The organism is Bifidobacterium sp. LH_558, assembly GCF_056356295.1.
In genome coordinates this window covers 431494-452343 of the sequence record NZ_JBKETZ010000001.1, presented here as the reverse complement: position 1 = coordinate 452343, position 20850 = coordinate 431494, and the positions used below count along the sequence as shown (strand labels likewise).

The 20850-nt window shown below is 61.0% G+C and carries 14 protein-coding genes; 12 read left to right on the top strand and 2 right to left on the bottom strand.

Annotation, left to right across the window (positions count from 1 at the left end; translation table 11 throughout):
* The first annotated feature begins 20 nt into the window (after window positions 1-20).
* The 11 genes from AC1AV0_RS01965 (at window position 21) to AC1AV0_RS01915 (ending at window position 16785) form a co-directional block, all read left to right on the top strand.
* Entirely contained in the window at window positions 21-416 is a 396-nt protein-coding gene (locus AC1AV0_RS01965) for a hypothetical protein (protein ID WP_143249305.1), read from the top strand.
* 147 nt (window positions 417-563) lie between these two features.
* A complete protein-coding gene (locus AC1AV0_RS01960; RefSeq protein WP_094636866.1) occupies window positions 564-5903 on the top strand; it encodes a hypothetical protein in 5340 nt (1779 codons plus the stop codon).
* Window positions 5904-5977: 74 nt separating this feature from the next.
* Window positions 5978-7072, top strand: coding sequence for a fibronectin type III domain-containing protein (locus tag AC1AV0_RS01955; RefSeq protein WP_476570795.1), 1095 nt, complete (start codon window positions 5978-5980; stop codon window positions 7070-7072).
* Between the two features lie 216 nt (window positions 7073-7288).
* Window positions 7289-8809, top strand: a complete 1521-nt coding sequence (locus AC1AV0_RS01950; RefSeq protein WP_476570794.1) for a hypothetical protein — start codon at window positions 7289-7291, stop codon at window positions 8807-8809.
* The gene (locus AC1AV0_RS01945) at window positions 8809-9915 is read left to right on the top strand and encodes a hypothetical protein (protein ID WP_094636868.1); all 1107 of its coding nucleotides are present in this window, start codon (window positions 8809-8811) and stop codon (window positions 9913-9915) included. Before AC1AV0_RS01950 ends, AC1AV0_RS01945 begins: the two co-directional genes overlap by 1 nt.
* Before the next feature lie 26 nt (window positions 9916-9941).
* Window positions 9942-10541, top strand: coding sequence for a hypothetical protein (locus AC1AV0_RS01940; protein WP_476570793.1), 600 nt, complete (start codon window positions 9942-9944; stop codon window positions 10539-10541).
* A 331-nt stretch (window positions 10542-10872) separates the two neighbouring features.
* Window positions 10873-11316 (top strand): PRTRC system protein E, encoded by a 444-nt coding sequence (locus AC1AV0_RS01935; protein ID WP_094636871.1) that lies wholly within the window; start codon window positions 10873-10875, stop codon window positions 11314-11316.
* Between the two features lie 2 nt (window positions 11317-11318).
* Window positions 11319-12572, top strand: a complete 1254-nt coding sequence (locus AC1AV0_RS01930) for a hypothetical protein (RefSeq protein WP_094636872.1) — start codon at window positions 11319-11321, stop codon at window positions 12570-12572.
* Window positions 12572-15451: a hypothetical protein gene (locus AC1AV0_RS01925; RefSeq protein WP_476570792.1), complete on the top strand. Its 2880-nt coding sequence runs from the start codon at window positions 12572-12574 to the stop codon at window positions 15449-15451. The genes AC1AV0_RS01930 and AC1AV0_RS01925 overlap by 1 nt, the downstream gene beginning before the upstream one ends.
* Window positions 15452-15748: 297 nt before the next feature.
* The gene (locus AC1AV0_RS01920) at window positions 15749-16456 is read left to right on the top strand and encodes an SH3 domain-containing protein (RefSeq protein WP_094636876.1); all 708 of its coding nucleotides are present in this window, start codon (window positions 15749-15751) and stop codon (window positions 16454-16456) included.
* Between the two features lie 53 nt (window positions 16457-16509).
* Complete coding sequence (locus AC1AV0_RS01915; RefSeq protein WP_094636877.1) at window positions 16510-16785, top strand: holin; 276 nt, start codon at window positions 16510-16512, stop codon at window positions 16783-16785.
* A 95-nt stretch (window positions 16786-16880) separates the two neighbouring features.
* On the opposite strand, the gene AC1AV0_RS01910 is transcribed toward AC1AV0_RS01915, so the two are convergent.
* Together AC1AV0_RS01910 and AC1AV0_RS01905 are read right to left on the bottom strand one after the other, a co-directional pair.
* Window positions 16881-18305 carry a tyrosine-type recombinase/integrase gene (locus AC1AV0_RS01910; RefSeq protein WP_094636878.1) on the bottom strand — a complete coding sequence of 475 codons (1425 nt, stop codon included), beginning with the start codon at window positions 18303-18305 and terminating at the stop codon, window positions 16881-16883.
* 657 nt (window positions 18306-18962) lie between these two features.
* Window positions 18963-19517, bottom strand: coding sequence for a hypothetical protein (locus AC1AV0_RS01905; RefSeq protein ID WP_476570791.1), 555 nt, complete (start codon window positions 19515-19517; stop codon window positions 18963-18965).
* Window positions 19518-20001: 484 nt separating this feature from the next.
* Here AC1AV0_RS01905 and AC1AV0_RS01900 point away from each other — a divergent pair, with 484 nt between their 5' ends.
* Window positions 20002-20817 carry a DUF1206 domain-containing protein gene (locus AC1AV0_RS01900; protein WP_476570790.1) on the top strand — a complete coding sequence of 272 codons (816 nt, stop codon included), beginning with the start codon at window positions 20002-20004 and terminating at the stop codon, window positions 20815-20817.
* Window positions 20818-20850 lie beyond the last annotated feature (33 nt).

The following is a 20850-nucleotide window of genomic DNA, read 5'->3' as shown; positions in this document are numbered from 1 at the left end:
TCTACAATCTCGACCTGCCGTTGATTCTGCATGATTACGACCCCTCGTATCTGTGCGACCTGTTGGACGGGTTGGAGGGGTATGACGGGAGCCTGTATCGGGCGTGGATGATGGAGCATCATCCCTTGTCCCCGAACGGCGGTGGGAACGCCGCGCGTCGTCAACTGGGGTGGCTCGGCTATTCGCAGACGAACATGCTGCTGTTGGATGTGGCGAACATGCTTGAGGTCATCCGCGTGCAGTTGGCCCGGTTGGGCGGCGACGGTAAGACGAAGCCCGACATGATTTTCCCGCCCGGCGTGGAACCCCCGTCGGAGCGTAGGCGTTCGGGCGTGGTCAAGACCGCGGGCATGGGTTTCGACGAACTGTACGAGACGATGCTGGCGATGTGGGGCGGCAACGGTTTGGCCGACTAGCCCCCTTTTCGTTCCGGTTTGAAGCGGTTCCGCAACCACGGTTGCGGGGCTGCTTGGAACCTTTTGGAACGGTTCTTCTCTCTTTCAGCCCCTCGAATTTCGAGGGGTTTTCTCATATTCCCTCATTCTCGCGAAGGCGGTGCTTCCATGGCCGGAAATCTGCTGAGCGCCGGTCAGGTCGGCGTCGATATCGTTCCCGACACGACGTTGTTCTGGGCGCGGTTGAACGGCGAACTCCATCGTCGTAATCCCGAGGTCGAGGTCGGGTTCGTGCCCGACACGACCCGCGTGTCCGCGGAGATGAAACGCATCGACTCGAAGGATGTCGATGTGGATGTGGAGTTCAAGGGCGACAGCAGGAAGATCGACCGCATCATCAAGGACTTGGACGATGCGAAGGTGTCGCCCGAGCTGGACGCGAAGAACATGCTCAGACAGCTCGACAAGGTGTCGAAGGAGCTGGACGAGACGCGCAGCAAGCTCAGCTGGCAGAAGTATTGGGACAAGAACGAGCAGGGCGTCGAGGACTACAACAAGCTGCTCGACAAGTCGAACAAGCTCGCCAAGGAGCAGTCGCGGCTTCTTGAGACGGAGGCGAAGCGCCGCGTCAAACTGTTGGACGACTACCAGCGGGCCATTCTGAGGCTCAAGCCGTTGGGCGCGGACAATCTGCTCGACCAGCAGGCCGCTACCGACATTCGCAAGCGTCTCGACAAGCTCGTGGCCGACTTCAACGACGGCAAGGTGTCCGCCGCGAAGGTGCGTATGGAGTTGGACGATTCGTCCTACCAGCACGTCGCGAACCATCTTGAACGGACGATGCGCGACATCAGGGAGGTGAACAGCACCGCGGCCCGCGTGCGCTTCTATGAAGAGGGCGCTGACCGTCTTGAACGTCGGCTCCGCCGGTTGAACGCCACCCATGTGGACATCCCGGCGAGCATCCAGCTCGATCAGGAAGACCTTATCAAACGGCTTCGCGAGACGGCTGAGATAGTCAGGCGCGATCCCGACTACGTGTTCGAGACGAATCTCGACCTCGACATGCGCCGCGCCGAGGAACGCATCAAGGACTTCCAGAAGAAGAACGACGAGCTGAAGATGGATCTCGATATCGAGACCCTGACGGCGCGCGCGCATCTGGCGTATTTCACCCGCCCCCGCACCATCGATGTCTTCGCCCGCTTCCGTGGTACGGACTTGGGCAAGATACTCAACGGCATCACGTCCGGTGCCACCGGTCTGAAGGGCGTGCAGAACCAGTTCGACAAGCTCGTGAACACGTTCGACAAACTCGACGACGTGGTGCCGAAGCTCAGCCTCGTCGGCGCGGCCATGACCACGTTGGGCGCTGGTGCGCTCAACCTGGGCCGCACCGTCGGCGGCGTCGGCACGAGCCTTGTGAGCCTGAGCAAGGCCGCGCTGGCCGCTCCCGCCGTGTTGGGCGGATTGGCTTCGGCCGGCTACGGCGTGTACGCGGCGGTCAAGACCGCGGGCGACGAGTTCGACATCACGAAGACGAAGCTCAACGGATTGCAATCCGAGGTCGGCACGGCGTTCTGGGACGAGTCGCGTGACGCGATCTACCGGATGGCCGACACCATCGACGGGAAACTGCGTACCGGCTTGGTTAACGTCGCGAAGGCCGAGGGCGAGGCCGCCGCGGGTTTAGCTGACCTCGTGTCGCAGGAGACAAGCCTGAGTCGCTTGGAAGGAATCTTCCAAAATACAGAGAAGGCCGTGGGCGAACTGTCGCCCGGCATCAGTGACGCGGCGAGGGCGATGCTCGACTTGGGTGACACCACGTCGCAGTATCTGCCGAGGGCCGCCGCCTACATGTCCGATCTGGCCGAACAGTTCGCGAACTGGGTGGAGCGCGCGCGTGAGACCGGCGCGATCACGCAGGCCATGGAAGGCGTGATCGAACAGGCCGGCTATCTGAAGTCCAGCATCAAGGACTTGGGTGGCATACTGTCCGGCACGTTCGGCACGCTCGCCGCCGAAGAGAACGGCTTGGAAGGCTTCGCCGACGCGATCCACAAGGCCAACGACGCGGTGCAGTCGGCCAAGTTCCAAGAGACGTTGAAGGCGTGGTCGAAGGGAGCGCAGGACGCGCAGGACAACATGCGCGGCTCGTTTGGCGCTATCGGCGACGCCGCGTATGAGCTGCGGGACGCGACGAGGCAGGTGTTCGGCGATTCGGGCGACATCATCGGCAACGCGGCGAAGAACATCAGCCGCGTGTTGGGCAATTCCGAACAGGGCGTCAGGAACTTCAGTTCCGGCGTGCGCGAGGGCTTCACGCAGGTGTTCGACGCTGTGGGTGACTCGTCCGATATGTTCGACCAACTGTTGACGATGGTCGGCAAACTGTCCAGCACGTTCGGCGGCACGTTCGCGAACACGCTGCGCGCGTCCGCGCCGCTCATCGAATCGTTGGCGACCGCTGCGGGTGCCGTGGCGGATGCGTTCGCTGCGTTGCCCGAACCCATTCAAGCGGCTATCGGCTTGTACGCCACGTTCGGCAAGGCCGGCATCAATGCGTTCGACGCATTGAAAACCGGCATGATGGAGAGCACCCTTCAGTCGATCCAATATCGTAGGGCGTTGGCCGAACTCGGCGTGGACACCACCGACACCATTCTGAGCATGCGGTACGCCGTGGATGGTTTCGTGGCGGCTCACCCGTCTCTGCAGAACGTGACCAACGGCGTTAAGGACGCGACCGGCGTGATGGGCAAGATGGGCGCGGCCGCTAAGGGCGCTGGCAGCGCTTTGCTGTCCGCGTTCGGAGGTGGCGCGGGTCTGGCCATCACGGCCGGTGTGGGAATGGCCATCACCGCGTACGCGGACTACAACCGCAAGGCGTCGGCCACGAAGCAGGCGTCCGAGGAACTGGCTTCGGCGATGCGTGAGATACCCGATTCCGCGCAGGCCGCGGCGGACGGCATCGGCGCTGTGGGCAAGGCCATTCAGGCGAACTTCGAGAACACGGACTTCGGAGAGACCGGTTTTGCATGGTTGAACGACCTGCGCACCGGTTTCGATGATGCCGAATCCGCGGCGAAGGAGCTTGGCTATTCCACGCAGGACCTCGCGAACATCGTCATGGAAGGCGGCACCGCCTACGAGAATCTGCAAGCGCATCTCGCTGACGTGGCTCAGGCCGGAACGTATTACGGCAACACGATTCTCGATGTGATTTTCCCGAGTATGACGAAGCAGGCGAAGGCCGCTGAGAAGCTGTCGAACGCTTTGGCTGAGAACGAGAAGCAGTATCGGGAGAATTGGGAGCAGGTCGCCGTCGCCAACGGCTATACCGCGGAGTACGCGGACGAGCTGATTGATGCGGGTGAGAGCGCCGAAGCGTTGAGTGTGATTCTCGGCACGACGGCGCAGCGTCAGGAGATGCTTTCCAAGGCGCAGCAGATCGCGACGGAATGGAGCCAACGTCAGGCGGACGCTCAGAAGAACCTGCTGAACGCAATGAGCGACTACGGCGAAACCTACTCGAATATGGGCGACGCGATATCGCACGTTCAGGAGCTGGTCGCCAACGGCGAGCACGTGTGGGATGAGACCGCGAACGCCATCAGCGGCGTGACCGGCTCGTTCGACGTGATGAGCGAGGCCGGACGGTACGCTCAGGAGGCCATCGCGAACCTTGGCGAATCCGGGCATGACCTGTTGGAAAGCATGGTCGCGTCGGGCGCTTCGGTGGACGATGTGAACGCGAAGCAGCAGGAACTCGCGAAACAGCTGTACGACACCGCGACCGCGTTCAAGGTGCCGGAAGAAGCCGCCGAACAGTTGCAGAAGGTGTACGGTCTCACCCCGGAAGAGGTGACGACCCTGTTCAAGGCCGAGGCTGAGGAATCGAAGCAGACGCTCACCCAATATTTGAGCTATCTGCGTGCGATATTCCCCGAAGAGGGCAATACGGCCGTGTTCCAGACGGTCCTCGAAGGCATCAACTCGGGGGCCATCGAAAGCACCGAGCAGGTGTACGACGAGCTGCAGAAGCTCACCGGCAAGGATTACGTGACCGTGTTGGACGCCGATGGCGATCAGGTGCGGATCAAGAAGTCCGATGCCGATAAGCTGGGCTTGGAGTTCGAGAACGAAAAGTACACGACCACGCTTGACGCCGAGGATCTCGCTTCAGGCAAGATCGAACAGGTCATCGCGCTCAAGGACAAGGGATTGTCCGACAGGGCGGTCACTCTGCTGCTCAACGCCGACGGCGACGCATTGTGGAAGACGGAGAACGTCGAGAAGAATCTCCAGAAACTCGGCATGAGCCAGAAGACCTACGAATGGCTGCTCAACGGCAGTGGTACCGCCGAAGAGCGGATGCAGAAGGTCCGTGAGGAACTGTCCGAGCTGAATCTGACTGACAAGCAGATTCAGTGGATATTGGACGCGGTCGACAACGCCAGCGAAAAGATGGACACCATTGAGAAAAACAAGGTTCCTCTTGCGAATGGCGTGAGCTTCATCATCGAAGCGGACAACCAGCCCGCGTTCGACAGTATGGATGAGGTGCGCGCCTACGACGGGAAGACCATTGCCGAGCCTTGGACTCGCGTGCAGGGCGAATGGGACGGTGCCAACACGGCCATCCAAGCGTCCGCCGCCTATGATGGCGTGACCGTTTCGGAACCTTGGGCGCGCGTTCAGGGTGAATGGTCGTCCGCCGACCGGGCGATTCAGGATACCGTTTGGTATGACAAGCGCACGATCTCACAGCCTTGGGGCCGCGTGCTGGGCGAGAACAACGGGGCGCGTCAGGCGTTCCGTGATACCGCCGCGTATGACGGGCGCACGATCTCCGAACCGTGGGGTCGCGTCAAGGGTGAGAACAACAGTGCGAGGAAGGCGTTCCAGGATACCGCTTGGTATGACAAGCGCACGATCTCACAGCCTTGGGGCCGCGTGCTGGGCGATGATTCGAATGTGTGGAACGTGTTCCGCAACATCGCGAACACGAACGGAAGCATCCTCGCGACCCGCTACGTGGATATCGTCACCCGTTCGTCGGGCACCGTGCAGGCCGCTACGGGCGGTCGTATCTACGGTGCTGGCACGTCCACGTCGGATTCGATTCCCGCGATGCTGTCGAACGGTGAGGCGGTGCTTCGCGCGGCCAGTTTGAAGAAGCTGGATGCGAAGTACGGCCGCGGCTGGTTCGACTATGTGAACCGGTACGGGGATGTTCCGGATGGTTCGAGGCCGAGCGCGACCGCGCTCTCGTATCGGCGTAATTCCTTCGCGTATGCCGATGGCGGGCGTGTTAAGGCGGTCGAGGGCATGGTGAACGTGACGGTGAATCCGGTGGTGAAGGTCGAGGTTCCGGGTATGGAGCGCGCTTCGACATCGAATTACAGCGTGACGGTGAACGGTGTGGGCGTCGGTTCCGACGCTCAGGCGATGGAGTTGGTCGATCGGCTCGTCGCGTATGTGGGGCGTCAGCGTCGTATGCGCTGACGTGGGACGGGGAGGACGTGTGTTCTCCCCGTTCGTTTTTCTCTTTCTTTTCCGATTGTCGTGAGGAGGCTCGTATGGCCGACGGTTATGGTGCGATTCAATATGGTGCGTGGCGTTTGCATTTGGCGGCGTGGGTCATCGCGTATACGGACACGACGGATACGATTCGAGTCGAGACGCGCTTCCAGTCGGTGAATAACTGGTACCACTCCGGCATGAACTGTTCGGTGAGTCTGAACTGCAACGGGCAGAAGGATTCGTGGAGCGGCACCGCTTCGACGAGCACGAACGGCGAGGCCACTATCCGCCGTTATGATTTCGTGGTCGCGAAGGCCGATACGGACAGGAATGTTTCGGTGAGCGCGTCGATGACCACGACCGGCTATCAGGCCGGTACGAGCTCGGCGAGCTGTCAGGTGTTCACCGGCGCGAAGACCTGCCGCAAGCCCGACGCGCCGAAGAACGTGTCGGTGGCGACTTCGGGCGACACGCAGATCAACATGTCGTGGCAGTCGGCGGCTAACGCGGGCGCGTTCAAACCGTGGGCGAACGTCATGGTCGATATCCAGACGTGCGACGGGGCCGGCAGCCAGAACGGTTGGGGTCATCTGACCACGTTGTCGGGGTCCGCGACGAGCCATAGCTTCACGGGACTCTCCGCGAACCACCGCTACTATCTGGCCGTGTACTCCAAAAACAGGGCGGGCGAGTCGGATCATGTGAATCTCGGCTGGGTGCAGATGACGCCCGCCGCGCCCACGATCAGCGCGACGAAGACCGGCGACACGAGCGTGAAGGTCAGCGTGAAGGGCACCACACGGTGGACGAACACGACCGACATCTACCGCAGCGCGAACGGCGGCGGCTGGACGCTCGTCGCCGGAGGATTGTCCGCGCCCGACGTGGAATGGACCGACAATTCGGCTCCAGGCGGCACGGTGCGGTACATGGCCCGCCAGTATGCCATCAAGTACACGTGGATAGGCTGGTCGGGCGGCAGCGTCCATTCCTCGGACGCGGCGACGGGCAGCATCACGACGACGCTTACGCCGGACCCGCCGAAGAACGTGACGTTCACGCGCGAGTCGGACAGCGCGATCAGCGTGTCGTGGCAGAGTGCGGCGAACGCGGGCGCGTCGAAGCCGTGGAGTCAGATCATCCTCGCGTAGCGGCGTTCGTCGGGCGGTGCGGACTGGGGCCAGTGGGCCGATCAGGGCGGCACGCCCGTCTACCTGTCCGGTACGACCATCAACTACCGGTTCACGAATCTGCAGGCGAACACGCGCTGGCAGTGCGCGGTCTACGCGCGTAACGCGGCCGGCGACAGCACGCACGTCGGCCATGATGTCATCTACACCACGCCGAAGGCTCCGACGGTCACGGCGGTGAAGGCGTCGAACACGAGCGTGCAGGTCGGCGTGAACTGTTCCGGCAGCTACGCGAACGGCTTCCAGATCGAACGCCTCGCGGCGGGCGGCTCGTGGACGCTCGTGCATACCGGCTCGTGGTCTTCGGGCACCGTGCATTGGACCGACACGAACGCTCCGGCCGGTCAGGTCACGTACCGCGCCCGCGCCACACGCCCCATCTACGGCGACGACTCGTCTAAGGGCGTCCTCTATTCGGCGTACACCACGTCGAATCAGGTGATGACGGCGACGCCTCCGCTCGCGCCGACCATCACCGCGCCGGCCAACGGCAGCGCATGGCCGACGGGTTCGACCGTGCGCGTCGCGTGGACGCCGAACCATCCCGACGGGTCGGGCCAGTCGGCCGCGCAGGGCGAGCTGACGAATCCGGACGGCACGACCACGACCATCGACCTCAACGGCACGGCCACGTCCACGACGGTCACGGCCTCGGTGATAGGCAAGTATTCGTTCCGTGTCCGCACGAAGGGCGTGCACGCCGACTGGGGCGAATGGTCCACGCTGACCACGGTCACGGTCGCCGACCCTCCGAACGTGGTCATCACCGGCCCGTTGACGGAGATACAGGAGAGTCCGTTCACGGTCGCGTGGAGCGTGCTCGACGATACGGGCGTTTCGGAACAGTCGTTGGAGATCGTGCGTTCCGGCAATGTGGTGTTCTCCACGCGCGTGGACGCCGGGGCGCGGAGCCTCACGGTCACGTCGGGCATGTTCCTTCCGTTGGATGGGGACCTGCTGACGTTCAGACTGACGGTGCGTGGCGGCAGCACGCTGTCGAGCACGGTGAGTTCCGACGCGCCCGTACTGTTCGTGGCTCCGCCCGAACCGCGCGTGTCGGTCACGTATGACGACGCTTACGCGGCGCATCTGACGGTCCTGTTCGGTTCCGGCGCGGACGTGCCGCCGACGCGGCGCATCCTCGTGTATCGGGTCATGCCGGACGCTTCCGAACTGCTGCTCGACGGGAACCTGTCTGACGGACAATCGACGATCGACCGTCTGCCGCCGTTGAACACGGACTATTCGTATCGCATCGTCGCCCAGGCGGAGTCGGGAGCGGTGAGCGACATCACGCAAGAGGCGCGTGTCGAAGCCCATTACGGGATTTTGAACTTCGGCCGTGACGCGAGCGTGGCCGTGACGCTCGGATTCAATATGAGCGCGCGTCACAATCGCGTGCATGCGTCCAGCGAGATGCATTTCGCGCGCGGCGACAACACGCTGCCGGTCAGCTATTCGATGCGCCAACTGCAATCGACGGCGACGGTGCGCGGATTGTTCGAATGGGATTCGGCGTTGTATTCGCGGCTTGTGGCGACGGCGGACGCCTACACGTACGCATGGTATCGGGAGCCGAGCGGGTTGCGCTGGTATGCGAAGGTCGATCAGGAATGGGCCGTGGACACCACGGAATATAAGGATATCGAGTATGCGGTCGATTTGACGCAGCTCGCATGGGAGGAACCGGTGAGGTAATGGCTGATTGGTCGAAACCGTATGAGGTGGCGTATCGGGTGATGCGCGTGAAGCGTGGCTCGTATGAAGAGACTGCCGTGTTGGACCGTGTGCTCACGGGCGGCAGCATCGAACGCAATCAGGACACGAGCGTCACGGAGTCCGGGTCGATCGTGTACGAGGGTTCGTTGGATTTGGGTACGGATTGGCTGCGCGTGTGGGCCGACTGCGAATGGCATGACGGCAGTGTCGAGTCGGTGCCGTTGGGCACGTTCGAGCCGTCGATTCCGTCGCGTGCGGTGAACGGTTCGGAGAGCCAGTCGCAGATCGAACTGTCCGGGCTGTTGCAGGATCTCGCGGATGACATGTTCGAGAATCCCATCACGATGGGCAAGGGGTTGAAGGCGGTGGACTGCGCGGCCCGCATATGCCGTGAGGCTGGTTTGCAGGTCGCCGCCTATGATCCCGGCTCGTATGTGTTGAAGGAGAATTGGACGTTCGGTTTGCGGTCGGACAAGGATCCCGGCCGGGGGTCGAGCAAGTTGGACGCGGTGAACGATTTGTTGGATTTGGCGGGGTTTTGGAACGCTCGCACGAATCCGTATGGGCAGGTCGTGTTCGCCCCGTATGCGGAGCCTTCGGACCGTCAGCCCGCGTGGAGTTTCGTGGAGGGTGAGAACGCGACGTTTCTGGCGGAGATGACCGACGAGTTGGACACTTCCGGTGTGAAGAACGTCGTGAAGGTCATCTATTACGACACGGACCGTGAGTATGTGGGCATCGTCGTGGATTCCGATCCGAAGAGCCGGTGGAGCACGGTGTCGTTGGGTCGTAGGAAGGGCACGACGGTCGAGTATTCGAGCATTCCGGAGTCGGTCAAGACGGACGCGCAGGGGAAGGCGTTGGCGGAGTCGAAGGCGCGTGAGTTGTTGCGCACGAGCCAGTCGGTCATCCATCGTGTGACGTTCACGCACGCTTACGCGCCTTGCACGATCAGCGACGCGGTGGAGGTCGAGTATCCCACGGGTGGCGTGTCGGGCAAGTATGCGGTTCGTTCGCAGCATATCGAATTGGATGCGGGCATTCCCACGCAGACCGAGGCGCGTATGTATCAGCGTCCCTCATAGGACAAGGGATTTCGTAGGGAGGTTTCATGGTTTCGGATATGGATGTCGCCCGTGCTGGCCGGTTGCTGGCGGAGGAATTGGACGATGAGAACGTGGAGGTGCCGGTCGTGTCGTTGGGCACGGTCACGGCCGTGTCGAACGCGCGTTGCACGGTGAGCGTGCAGGGTGGTTCGTTGGAGGATATTCCGATGACGACCGCGTGTTTGGGTGTGCGTGTGGGGTCGCGTGTGGTGGTCGAGACGAGCCGGCGTATCTCCGTCGTAACGGGCGTTATCGGTAGTGACTGGACGATGCCGCGGCAGACCACACTCACCGGCTATCCAACCTCCGGAGGGTTCGCCCGGTTCGACCTCCGACGCATGGGCGACCTCGTATGCTGCTACTCCACGATGAACAACATCACCGGCGACGGATTCAATTCCTTGAACCTGACCGTTCCCGTTGGATGGAGGCCCCCGCACGGCGAATTGCCGCCTGTTCTGATGCGCACCGACAGAACGGCGAACGAGGTCGTGCTGAACGTGGACACCAACAACGGCTACAAAATCACCTACTACAGCGGCATATCCACCGTGAACACCTACCACACGGGCTTCGGCCTATGGAAGACGCACGACTACCTGTGATTTCACGCGGTGCGTATCCATGCGTGGTACGTGTGGTCGCCGACCCTGAGACACCATTGCTGCGCGGCGGTGTTGTTGAACTCGTACAACTGTATGTTCTGCCCGCTTGATAACACAGCGCTTTCGATGTCGATCGCATAGCCGGGGTCGTACGCGCTCACGATGTTGACGTACGCTATGGCCCACGTGCCGTGATAGCCGACGGATTCCGGCGTGACGCCATCCTGGAGCCATATCAGTTGCCCTATGTTCGCGAGTGAGCCGATAACGCCCGTTATGTTCCCGCCAATAGGCGGGTTTTTCTTTACTTTTCTTTGAAAGCGAGGGGCAGATGCCGCCTTTCCAGCAATTGTTTTCGTCCAACGAGTTCTGGACCAGCGTCATCGTCGCATTGGTCAGCGGCGGCGGCGTCGGCGGACTGATAGGCGCGTGGTCCAGTCGCAGGAAGGACGCGGCCGATGTGGCGCGCATGGCTACGGACATCCTCACGAAGGATGTCGTGCAACCGTTGCGTGACCAATTGGACTATCAGGAGTCGCAGATCACGCATTTGGAGACCGTGCAGGAGCGGTATTTCAAAAGCGTCGCCTATACGCGGCGCTTGTTCCACTGGCTGCAGGATTTCTGCGAGCTGGTGAATCCGGATTTTCTGGCGCGTCATCCGAAACCGGCTCTGCCTGACGAGCTGCGCGCCGATGTAGCGCCGGAGACGATAGCGGCCGTCCATAAGGACATCCGCGGTAAAGATTCCATTCCCGTTATTAAGGAGGATTAGTCATGACGAACATTCATGTCAGCATCCGCGTGCCTGTTGATGGCGGTACGGAGGCGGCGGTGGGTAGGCTGCGTTTCTCGCCGGTGCGTCGCCATTACGACGCGGCGAAGAACGTGGTCGTCGCCCAGGGTTTCGACATCGCGTTGGCGGATGGTCAGGCGACGGTGGATTTGCTGCCCACGTCGAACAATGGGTTCGTGTGGCGTGTGACGGAGTTGGCGGACACGCCGCAGGCTTACGACCGGTATGTGGAGGTGCCGGAGTCGGAGGCGCTGTTGGAGTATGTGGATCTCGTGGATGTGGATCCGAAGACTCTTGTTCCGTCCGCGTTGGTGGATAATTCCGACATTCTGAAGGTGCGGTATGCGGCGGATTCGGTGGAGGCGGCGGCGTTGAGCGCGCAGTTTCCGAACGTGTTGGTGTTCTTCGGTGAGGATGGCACGGCGACCATGTTGAACGAGACGGTGGCGTTCGCTTTGCGTGCTCGGAGTGAGGCTGAGGATGCTGCCGTGGCGGCGAAGTCGGCCGCGAATGAGTCGCAGACTGTCGCGAATCAGTCCGCGAGCATCGTTCAGAAGACGACGCAGGATGCTGCGGCGGTCGCGGCGAAGACCGATGAGGTCGGGCGTTTGAGCGCGGCGGCGGTGTCGTATGCGCAGACCGCTACGAAGCGTGCCGACGAGTTGGTTGATGGGATGGGCACGCAGGCGGCTTCGGTGGAGACCGCGGCCACTGAGGCGGCGAATCGTATCAGTGAGTCCGTTTCGGATGTGGAGTCGAAGGCTTCGACCGCGGCTGCTGCGATTGACGCGGCGGCGGCGAGTGTGCCGACGGTGCTTCCCGAGACCGGTGAGACCGGGGACGGTGGCGAGACCGGAGACGCCGGTGAGACCGGTGAGACGGGTGACGCCGGGGATGTGACGGTGCCTGACGATGGCGAATCCCAGCCCGAAACGGAAACCGGCTCGAATACCGGAACGGACACCGGCGTGGATACCGAAACGAACACCGAAACAGGCACCGAAACGGAAGGCGACGCGGATGGCGACGCGAACGCCGACACGGATACCAGCGTGGCACCGGACACGGAGGCCGATAAGACCACCGGCACGGACAGTGAGGAAACCACCGACATGAACGCCGATGCCGACGTGAACCCGGACTCCGACGCGACCGCCGCCGAACCCGCCGAAACCGAAACGAAGGACACTACCCCGGCCGACGAGGCTGACGGAACCGATGCGAAGGAGGCGTGATGCCCGCGTATCTCAATGGCAAGCTGATCGAATCGCCGCCCCTGATGAACGGCGTGCAGGTCAACGCTTTGTACAACGGGCTGATGGTGTGGCCGTACCGTTTCCCCGCCTTGTTCATACGGGTCATGGCCCGCGTGGACGGTCAATCGTTGATGGTCGAACAGTCGGTCATGGCGAAATGCCATCGCCGCTATCTCATCACCGACGCCGGTTCCGAACCGATCGTGGAGTATGACACGGTGTGCCGTAAAGCGGACGGTTGGACCGACTGGCCCGAGAGCGGTGAGGTCAGCGGCGCTGAGGGTCAGATTGTGTCGGTGGTGGATTGCACCACGGCGGGCGCGAAGGCGCGAGCCTACGGTACCGCCGTCCTGCCGAAACCCCTGTCCCGCAACCTGCTGCAGTACGGTCCTGTCGCCGAGACCGATGGTGTGACGGTCGGCGTGGACGGTGAGGGCGCGGTCACGCTGACCGGCACCACCACCAAGGCATGGCAGACCGTCAAATGGGATCTCGATAAAAGCAAGTTCGTTCCCGGAGGAACGTATACGCTTTCTCAGAATCCGAAGGTTGACGGGTATAGGAATATTCAGACGTGGATTTATGTGGACGGGGTTACTGTCGGCCGGACGGACTTGCTTTCCGGCGAGGAGGCTAAGGAACGCGACACTTTCACCTTGCCCGACGTGATCGGAACCATTTCGCTGAATCTGCGAATGATTAACAACAATACGGACCAAGGTGGAGTGGCCTACAAGCTCCAGCTCGAAGCCGGGGACGTTGCGACCGCTTGGCAGCGTCCGGACGTGACGGATTTGGACCAAGGAGTCATCGCTGCGGTCAATCTCCTGAGCGTCGGCCCTGTCGCTGACGGTGATAAGAGCGTGGCCGTGGCGGCTGACGGTCTGACCGCCACCGGATTGGCTGCGGGCGACAAGGCCGTATGGTCGAATCAGGTGAGCCTGCCGGCCGGCACGTACACGATGGGCAATCTCGCCCCGAGCGGCACGGTGGTATTGTCCGGCACGGGCATGGGCACGGAGATAGTCAACGGCGGCGCGAGCCGCACCATCACCATCGCCGAGGATGTCGCCGACGCCACGGCCGAGGTGCAGTTCTGGAATTTCGGCCAGCCGGTGAAGCCGTATCTCGTGTCCGGCGACACCGCGCCCGCGGAATACATCCGCCCGATTTCGGAAACGAACGGGGGGGGGGCTATTGATTTACGCACAAACCTCCTCCGATACGGAGACGCCACGGAAAACGGTCTGACATGCACGGTGTTGGACGATGGCGGGGTCCATATCACGGGAACCGCTGTCGGTTCGTGGGGCGGTGTGAGATGGTTCCTTGACAACGCTCTCTTTCAACCGGGCGCGACCTATACGCTCTCCGGTGGAGTCTATGACGCTCCGGCAGGCGCATTGCTGGGCAGCATCGTCGTGAAGACCACAAGCGGCGCAGCCGCTGTGGATACGAGTTTCTCATACGAGAGCAGATCGACGCGATTCACGATGCCGGATGACTTCTCGTCCATTGAGTTTCGGATTCGCAGCGGCAGCGCTCCAGCAAGTGTCGATGTGGTTCTCCATCCACAGCTTGAGATTGGCACAGTGGTAACGACGTGGGAGCCGGGCGAGGTCGTCGCGGGGGGGCAGGCGGTTAGCCTCAATCTCTTCCCCCACACGGATAGTGCCACCGTCAATGGAGTGACGTTCACCGACAACGGCGACGGCACCTTCTCGTCGGGCGGGACCAGCACCAACGGCGACTGGTGGATAATAGTCGCCGAAAGCGAGATAATCACGCTGCCGGCGGGGGATTACGTGCACTACTTCCGCGACATCGACGGACTGGGCCGTAATCCGACGTGCGAGTTCCGCAACGCCGACACGAACGCCGTCATAGCGTATTTCAGCGTCAACGCGCAGAAGATCACGCTCGCCCAGGACACCCGCATGCGCGCGCGGTTCGTCTGCCCTCCGCTCGGCACGTGGCCGGAAGGGCGCTACGAGCCCGTTCTCATTCCCGCCTCGCTCTGGGGGGGCGTTGAGTTCGACGACCATAACCTCTTCCCCGTCGACGAGCTTCCCGACAGAACCGTCGACGGCGTGACGTTCGTCAACAACCATGACGGCACGTGCATGGTCGGCGGCACCAACACGGGCTCGAACCAATACAACGGCGTCGGAACGTTTTTTGCGTTGGAGGCCGGCTGGTATTCCATGGAGGCGACCACGGTCGATGGTGATTATTCCGACACCACGGTCGGCGTCACGGACAACACGAAGTATGCGTGCGAGTACGGCAGGTATAACTCCCGGTCGTGGCTGCCCGCGAACACGTACAACGCCGTGGTCCGCAGGGGCCTTTCCTCCGACGGTGGGGAAGTCACCATCCGGCCCGTGCTGGTCAAGCTCGCCGACGGGCCAAACCCAGAATCGGGGGAGCTTCTCGTTAACGGCGGATTCGAGTCCGGCGACCTGACCGGTTGGACGCAAACTGCCGGCAACGATTCGAACGTGGTCGGCGCTGCAGACGCGGACTGGATCGCCCCGCATTCGGGCGATTGGATGCTTCGTTCCTCGCAGGGTGGGCGTGCGGCGTCCTTCGACCAGACGGTCAAGGTGCCGACGGGTGTGCCCTTGCGTCTTACCCTGTGGTCGGCGCACTACAACTCCGAACGAACACTCGCGGTCGAGGTCGGGCCGGACGTGCAGCATCTCACGCGGATACTCTTCACGTCCGGCGATGGGCTCAACTGGCACGAGAGCATGGTGGACATCCCCGCGCAGGAGGCGGACGTTATGCTCCTGCGCATCATCACGGACAATGTGGTGCGCGTCGATGACGTGAGCCTCACGCAAACCATCCTCTAACCCACGGTCCCGCCCGATCACGGGCGGGACCGGTCTTGTATTCACAGCCCGCCGGCGCAAACCGGTGGGCTAACCCATTTAAGGAGGCATTATGCCGAGGCATTGGAATGGTCGGCGTAAACGTCCGCCGCCGCGGGATGACCCGGTGGAGGATGCCCGCCGTGACCGCTTGTGGGAGCGCTTGTTGTGCGCGCTTCTGGTTCTTCTTCTCACCCTTACGGGGTCCTATGCCGCCGCGTGTCTTATCACGTGGACGGTGTTCACATTATCCACCTGAGTATTTAAGGAGCAACAACAATGAATGTGGATCAGTTCGTAAACACGTATAACGGTCGCGTCGTGGACGTGGACGGAGCCTATGGAGGCCAGTGTTGGGATTTGTGGTCTCGTTATGCGCAGGATGTGTGCGGCGTGCCGCAGTCGGCCACGAACACGATGGTCGGCAGTGGTCTGGCCGATAGCGTCTACTATTCGACATACGGCCGTCAGCCCCAGCTGCAGGCGGCGTTCTCCAAGCTGGGGGCGGGTGAGTCGGCCCGTAAGGGTGATGTGGCGTTCTGGGCGGACAATAGTGCCGCCTATCCCGATTCGCACGTCGCGATCGTGTTGGAGGACAGGGGCAACAGTCTCTACTGTTTGACGCAGAATCCGGGCGCTACGAAGAAGGCGCTGTTGACGAAGAGCGGCCTGCTCGGGTATTTCCGTCCGAAGAAGGACGTGGGCGGAGGCACCACCGCATCCAACGGCAATAGCGCGTCCAGTAATCCGGTGGTCGTCGCCGGAAACTACCGGTGCGTGGTGGACGTGCTGAACGTGCGCGACCAGCCGACCGTGAAGGGTGCGACCGTGGCCCAATACAAGAAGGGCCAGACGGTCAACCTCGAAGGCTGGGGCGTGTACGCGGACGGCTACCTGTGGGGCCGCTACAAGGGCGGTTCAGGCAAGACCCGTTATATCGCCATCGGCACGCAGTCGGGCGAATGGTATCTCGCCCTCAACAAGTAACCACCCATCCATTCGGAACGCTGACGAACCACGTTGATTGAAAGGAACAGATTATGGCTGAGAACGACGGAAATCTCGACATCGAGGACGTCATCACCGGAAGCGAGGCGGAGAGGATCGTCTCATGGGGCAAGGCCGCGTTCGTGCGCGCGGTCAAGACCGCCGCGCAGACCGCGGTCGCGACCATCGGCACCACGGTCGTCGCCATCGGAGACGTGCAGTGGGGCATGGTGGCCGGAGCCGCCGCCCTCGCCGCCGTATTGAGCGTGCTGACAAGCGTCGCCGGCGTGCCCGAGGCGGACGACGGCAAGAGCCCCCTGACCGCGTGAACGCCTGACCGTCTGAACGACATAAACCTCTGAACGATGAAGCCCCTCCCTGAGCATGATGCTTGGGGAGGGGCTTTTCGTCGTTTGTATGGCATCTAGGAGGTAAGATTCAACCGTTCTCCGACTCGCTCCATCGCACGGAGTCGTTCGCCCGATCCCGCATGACGGTAGTGGGCGACCATCGCGTCTGACGAATGGCCGACGATTTCCTTGATGAGCTGGAAATCGACGCCGCATTGGGCGAGCAGCGTCACCATCGCATGACGTGTGCCGTGCCCTCTGTGGAGCTCGGGGTCGATTCCGCTCATCTCCATCAGCCTGTCGAAGCCTGCGCTGTCCTCTTTCGGGCCGAGAGGCGTTCCATCCGGCCGTCTAAATATCAGCCCGTGAGGATTGGGCCAATCACGGGTCGCTTTCTCGTACTGTCGCATCTTCGCCGCGAGCATGGGGATGATCGGCACCTTCTTGCCGGTCTTCGACTTCGGTCGCGCGAGGATCCACCGCCCCTGCAATTCAACGAAGGAATAGTTGTCCGGCAGCCTCCATTGCTTCAAGTCGCAGAACGCGGCCTTCTTGTATCCGCATGGATATACGCCGTCCACGTCCGGCTCACCGCAGCCGTGAACTCTCGCCGCCTCGTTGAGCTGCCATTCGACCGTGTATTCACCGACCGTCATCTTTCGCTTCACCGGTATGGTCTCCGTCGTCGTGATGGTACCCTGTCTGACGATGCCGTTTTCGTCGGTGAAATCGACGGTCTTTTCGACCTCGTGCTGTTCGAGAACGTCCATCGTGTCGGTGTAGGTGCGCAGGTGCGACCATTGCGCTCCCAGTATCTCCATCTGCCTCATGCCTGTGAGCAGACGCCACCACCATATCGCCCCTTGTTCCACCGGCATCCTGTCGGCGATTTGGAGCATCATCATCAGTTCGGCCGCGCTGAACGACTGGGCTTCGGCTTGTCGTTCGAGTTCGTACTGCATGTCTTTCGTCTTGCCTATCGTGATCGCCACGACCGGCGAATGGTTCACGAGACCGTCCCTTACGGCCATTTCGTAGACCTGTTTCACGACGGTAAGAATCTTCTCCTTCAGCGATACGCCCGCAGGACCGTTCTCCGTTCCGCGTTGCGTGTACGACTTCGCGTTGTCGATGAGGCTCTGCACCATGCCGGGCGTGATTTCGTTCAGCGGGTACGGGCGCAGGGGCGTGAGGTGGCGTGCGTTCACCGTCATGTAGCTTTCGTAGGTCTTGCGTCGCACCTCGTTGAACTTGTGTTCCAGCCATCGGTCGGCGTATTCGCCGAACCTTGGTGTGTCTGAACTGTTGACGGGCAGTCCCTTCTTGAGGGATTCCCTGAGTGCGACCATGTTCGTGCGGCATTCCTGTTTGCTGTTGCCGCGCGCGTACTTGTAGCGTTTGCGCCCGTTCGGGTATCTTCCGTTCTCGACGGCCCCTAGCCAGACGCCGCTTTCCGTCTTGAAGGGTTTGTATGCGCCGTTGACGCTTCTCTTCGACATTCCACGCCGCCTTCGATTGACAAATGATTGACAAATACATACCCAGTAAGTATTGGGTATGTACTTTCCAAGTATAGGAAAAGCGTTGGAATTTCAACGTTTCTTTCGCTTAAATGCTGAGTTTTCGAAGTGTGAAAAACAGTGTAGCAGATAATTGTGGTTCAGAAGGTCGCGCGTTCGAGCCGCGTTATCCACCCCACTAGGAAACCCAGTGTTTCCAACGATTAAGCCCCTTCCGGACGATATTCCGCGAGGGGCTTTCCTGTATCCGGATTCGATAAACGTTCGATAAATGTCACGGGAGCGCGGCGCGACACGCCCGGACATACGAGAAAGGCCCCGCCGAAGCGGGGTGTCGATGCCAGCTTGATAAGGCAGTGGCTGTCTTTTCTTTATCAAACAGCCCCCATCTAATCGCCGTTTTTGCCTGTTAGGGTCGGCACCATTCGATAATCGTTGGAATCATGCGGTTTTGTTGGGGTGAAAGCGTGTTTTTGGCTGGTTTCGGCACCATCTGTTTCATTGAAATCAAGCCATTCTTGTGTTCGTGTGCTCGATGGATTCAGACATGGTTTCTTTATCAAAATACATCGTGGCTAATCCGCTTTCCGGCATATATAAGTAAGCCCCGCCGAAGCGGGGCCGAAGAACTCTGGGTCAGCGCACGTCGTTCACGTCGATCCACAATGCGTCTCCGATGTACTCCCACGTCACATGCGCGTGGCCCCACGTCATGTCTCCCTCGGAATCTCCCGTCAGCATCTCCGTCTGCACGGTCTCGGGGATGCTCAGCGCCTTGGCGGCGCAGTCGAACATGCGACGGTCCACGGACGGGACGGACTTCACGGACGCTTTGCTTGTTGAGTCATTGCTCATGACGGAATACACTTGGGCTTCCGAATCGGCCATCTTCTCCGGGTCCGGATATCCGTCCATGAGCTTGGAGCATGACGTGATGAGGTGTGTGGACGGGTGCAGCGCCGCGTCGCGGCGATCCATGACGGCGGATGCCACGGTGGTGGTGAGGATGATGGCGAGGATGATGGCGAGGGCGGCGGCCATGCCGATCTTCATGTTCCTCGGCATCATCCTGATGTACGTGGGTATGTCCATTTGAGGCTTCTGCTGCTGGGGTGCCGGCGGTTCCATGGCGGGTTGCGGGGCGTACGCGCCGTATTGCGGCTGCTCCGGCTGCTGCGTCGGTTCGGTCATGGTCGCTCCTTCTCTCTTGATACGAAAATGCCCCGCGCGATGGCGGGGCGCTTGCTGGATATTCTATATGAGCACGCTGAGTTGCTGCCGGTAGTCCTCCAACACTTGCACGGTGACGCCCAGCTCGCCGGCCATGTGCCATACGTCGGCTTCGTGCATGCGTTCGATTAGCCGGAACAACATCCGGCAAGGGGCTTTTCGCATCCCGTCTGACAAACGGATGAGACAAACAACAAACGATGCGGCTCTATTTGCGTTAGCGGTAGTGCCTGAGAGACTTCGCGAAGGTCGATTTGCGTTAGCGGTAGTGCCTTTATGAGCCAACGGAGTGTATAAACCAGGGAATGCCGGTCCTAACAGATGAAGTAGGGTCGAGAGTCCACTACCGCTAACGCAGTTATCCGCTTGTGGCCAAGATCACATCAGAAGGCTGCACGGTTTTCAGCAACGGAGGTAGGCCCAGAAGACAGTATGACTTTCGAAGATGGCAGATTGCGACAGGGTATGGCCTGTTTCTGACACGCACGGGGCCATGGGTGGCGACGATATGCTGTATCCGCATATATCATTGACGATGATGACACTTCGAATAGATGATGCGGAACTTAAAAGTCTGCTGGTCGAACACTCCAAGCAGATAGGGCATGGGTCATGGGCATCGGGAGCCGCAGATGTGGTTGCGGGAGCCGGGTGGCCGATGGCCGCATTCGCCGCTCCGTGGCCGGCTTTCGTACAATGGCCGCTAGGTATGCTCGGCTTCGCCTATTCGATATACGGTGGATATGAGATTGTACGTGCATGCCGGAAGCCGTATGATCATGTGAAACTTCTGGAGGATATCAAGAGCATGGACAGAACCGAGAAACGGAGCTCTATTGTAGCCGTCCGTGACGCCTCCGGTGACACGCGCAACAAGTTCCTGCTGTATTGGGATGTTCGTTGGGAATGTGATTTCTTCCCGAACAACGACACTGAGGGAACGGTTCCCATGGAGAAGCCAGAACTCTCGAAATGGTTGTCCGGGACATTCGGAATACCGGAATCATCGTTCGAGCTGACCTATATCCGTGAGATGACGCACTCCAAGCCGTCCCTTTCGCATGGCGGGAAGATGCGCGACTATGTGTACCGGCTATGGACGGCGGATGTCACGGTCATGCCTGAGGCGTGGAAGTGTGAGACATTTACCGCCGGAGGATACCGTTGCCGTTGGGATACCATCGCGGGAATGGAATCCAATTCGAGGATTATGGAAGTGAATGAGGACGTGGTCGGCATGGTGAAGGGATACGTCCACTAACGGCGTTTCACTTACATAGGTCGGTTGTCTCGT

Excerpts from the sequence above, each read along its gene's own strand:
- AC1AV0_RS01960 (WP_094636866.1), top strand. The coding sequence starts at position 564 with ATGGCCGGAAATCTGCTGAGCGCCGGTCAGGTCGGCGTCGATATCGTT.
- AC1AV0_RS01955 (WP_476570795.1), top strand. The coding sequence starts at position 5,978 with ATGGCCGACGGTTATGGTGCGATTCAATATGGTGCGTGGCGTTTGCAT.
- AC1AV0_RS01945 (WP_094636868.1), top strand. The coding sequence starts at position 8,809 with ATGGCTGATTGGTCGAAACCGTATGAGGTGGCGTATCGGGTGATGCGC.
- AC1AV0_RS01940 (WP_476570793.1), top strand. The coding sequence starts at position 9,942 with ATGGTTTCGGATATGGATGTCGCCCGTGCTGGCCGGTTGCTGGCGGAG.
- AC1AV0_RS01935 (WP_094636871.1), top strand. The coding sequence starts at position 10,873 with ATGCCGCCTTTCCAGCAATTGTTTTCGTCCAACGAGTTCTGGACCAGC.
- AC1AV0_RS01930 (WP_094636872.1), top strand. The coding sequence starts at position 11,319 with ATGACGAACATTCATGTCAGCATCCGCGTGCCTGTTGATGGCGGTACG.
- AC1AV0_RS01925 (WP_476570792.1), top strand. The coding sequence starts at position 12,572 with ATGCCCGCGTATCTCAATGGCAAGCTGATCGAATCGCCGCCCCTGATG.
- AC1AV0_RS01920 (WP_094636876.1), top strand. The coding sequence starts at position 15,749 with ATGAATGTGGATCAGTTCGTAAACACGTATAACGGTCGCGTCGTGGAC.
- AC1AV0_RS01915 (WP_094636877.1), top strand. The coding sequence starts at position 16,510 with ATGGCTGAGAACGACGGAAATCTCGACATCGAGGACGTCATCACCGGA.
- AC1AV0_RS01910 (WP_094636878.1), bottom strand. The coding sequence starts at position 18,305 with ATGTCGAAGAGAAGCGTCAACGGCGCATACAAACCCTTCAAGACGGAA.
- AC1AV0_RS01905 (WP_476570791.1), bottom strand. The coding sequence starts at position 19,517 with ATGACCGAACCGACGCAGCAGCCGGAGCAGCCGCAATACGGCGCGTAC.
- AC1AV0_RS01900 (WP_476570790.1), top strand. The coding sequence starts at position 20,002 with ATGGCAGATTGCGACAGGGTATGGCCTGTTTCTGACACGCACGGGGCC.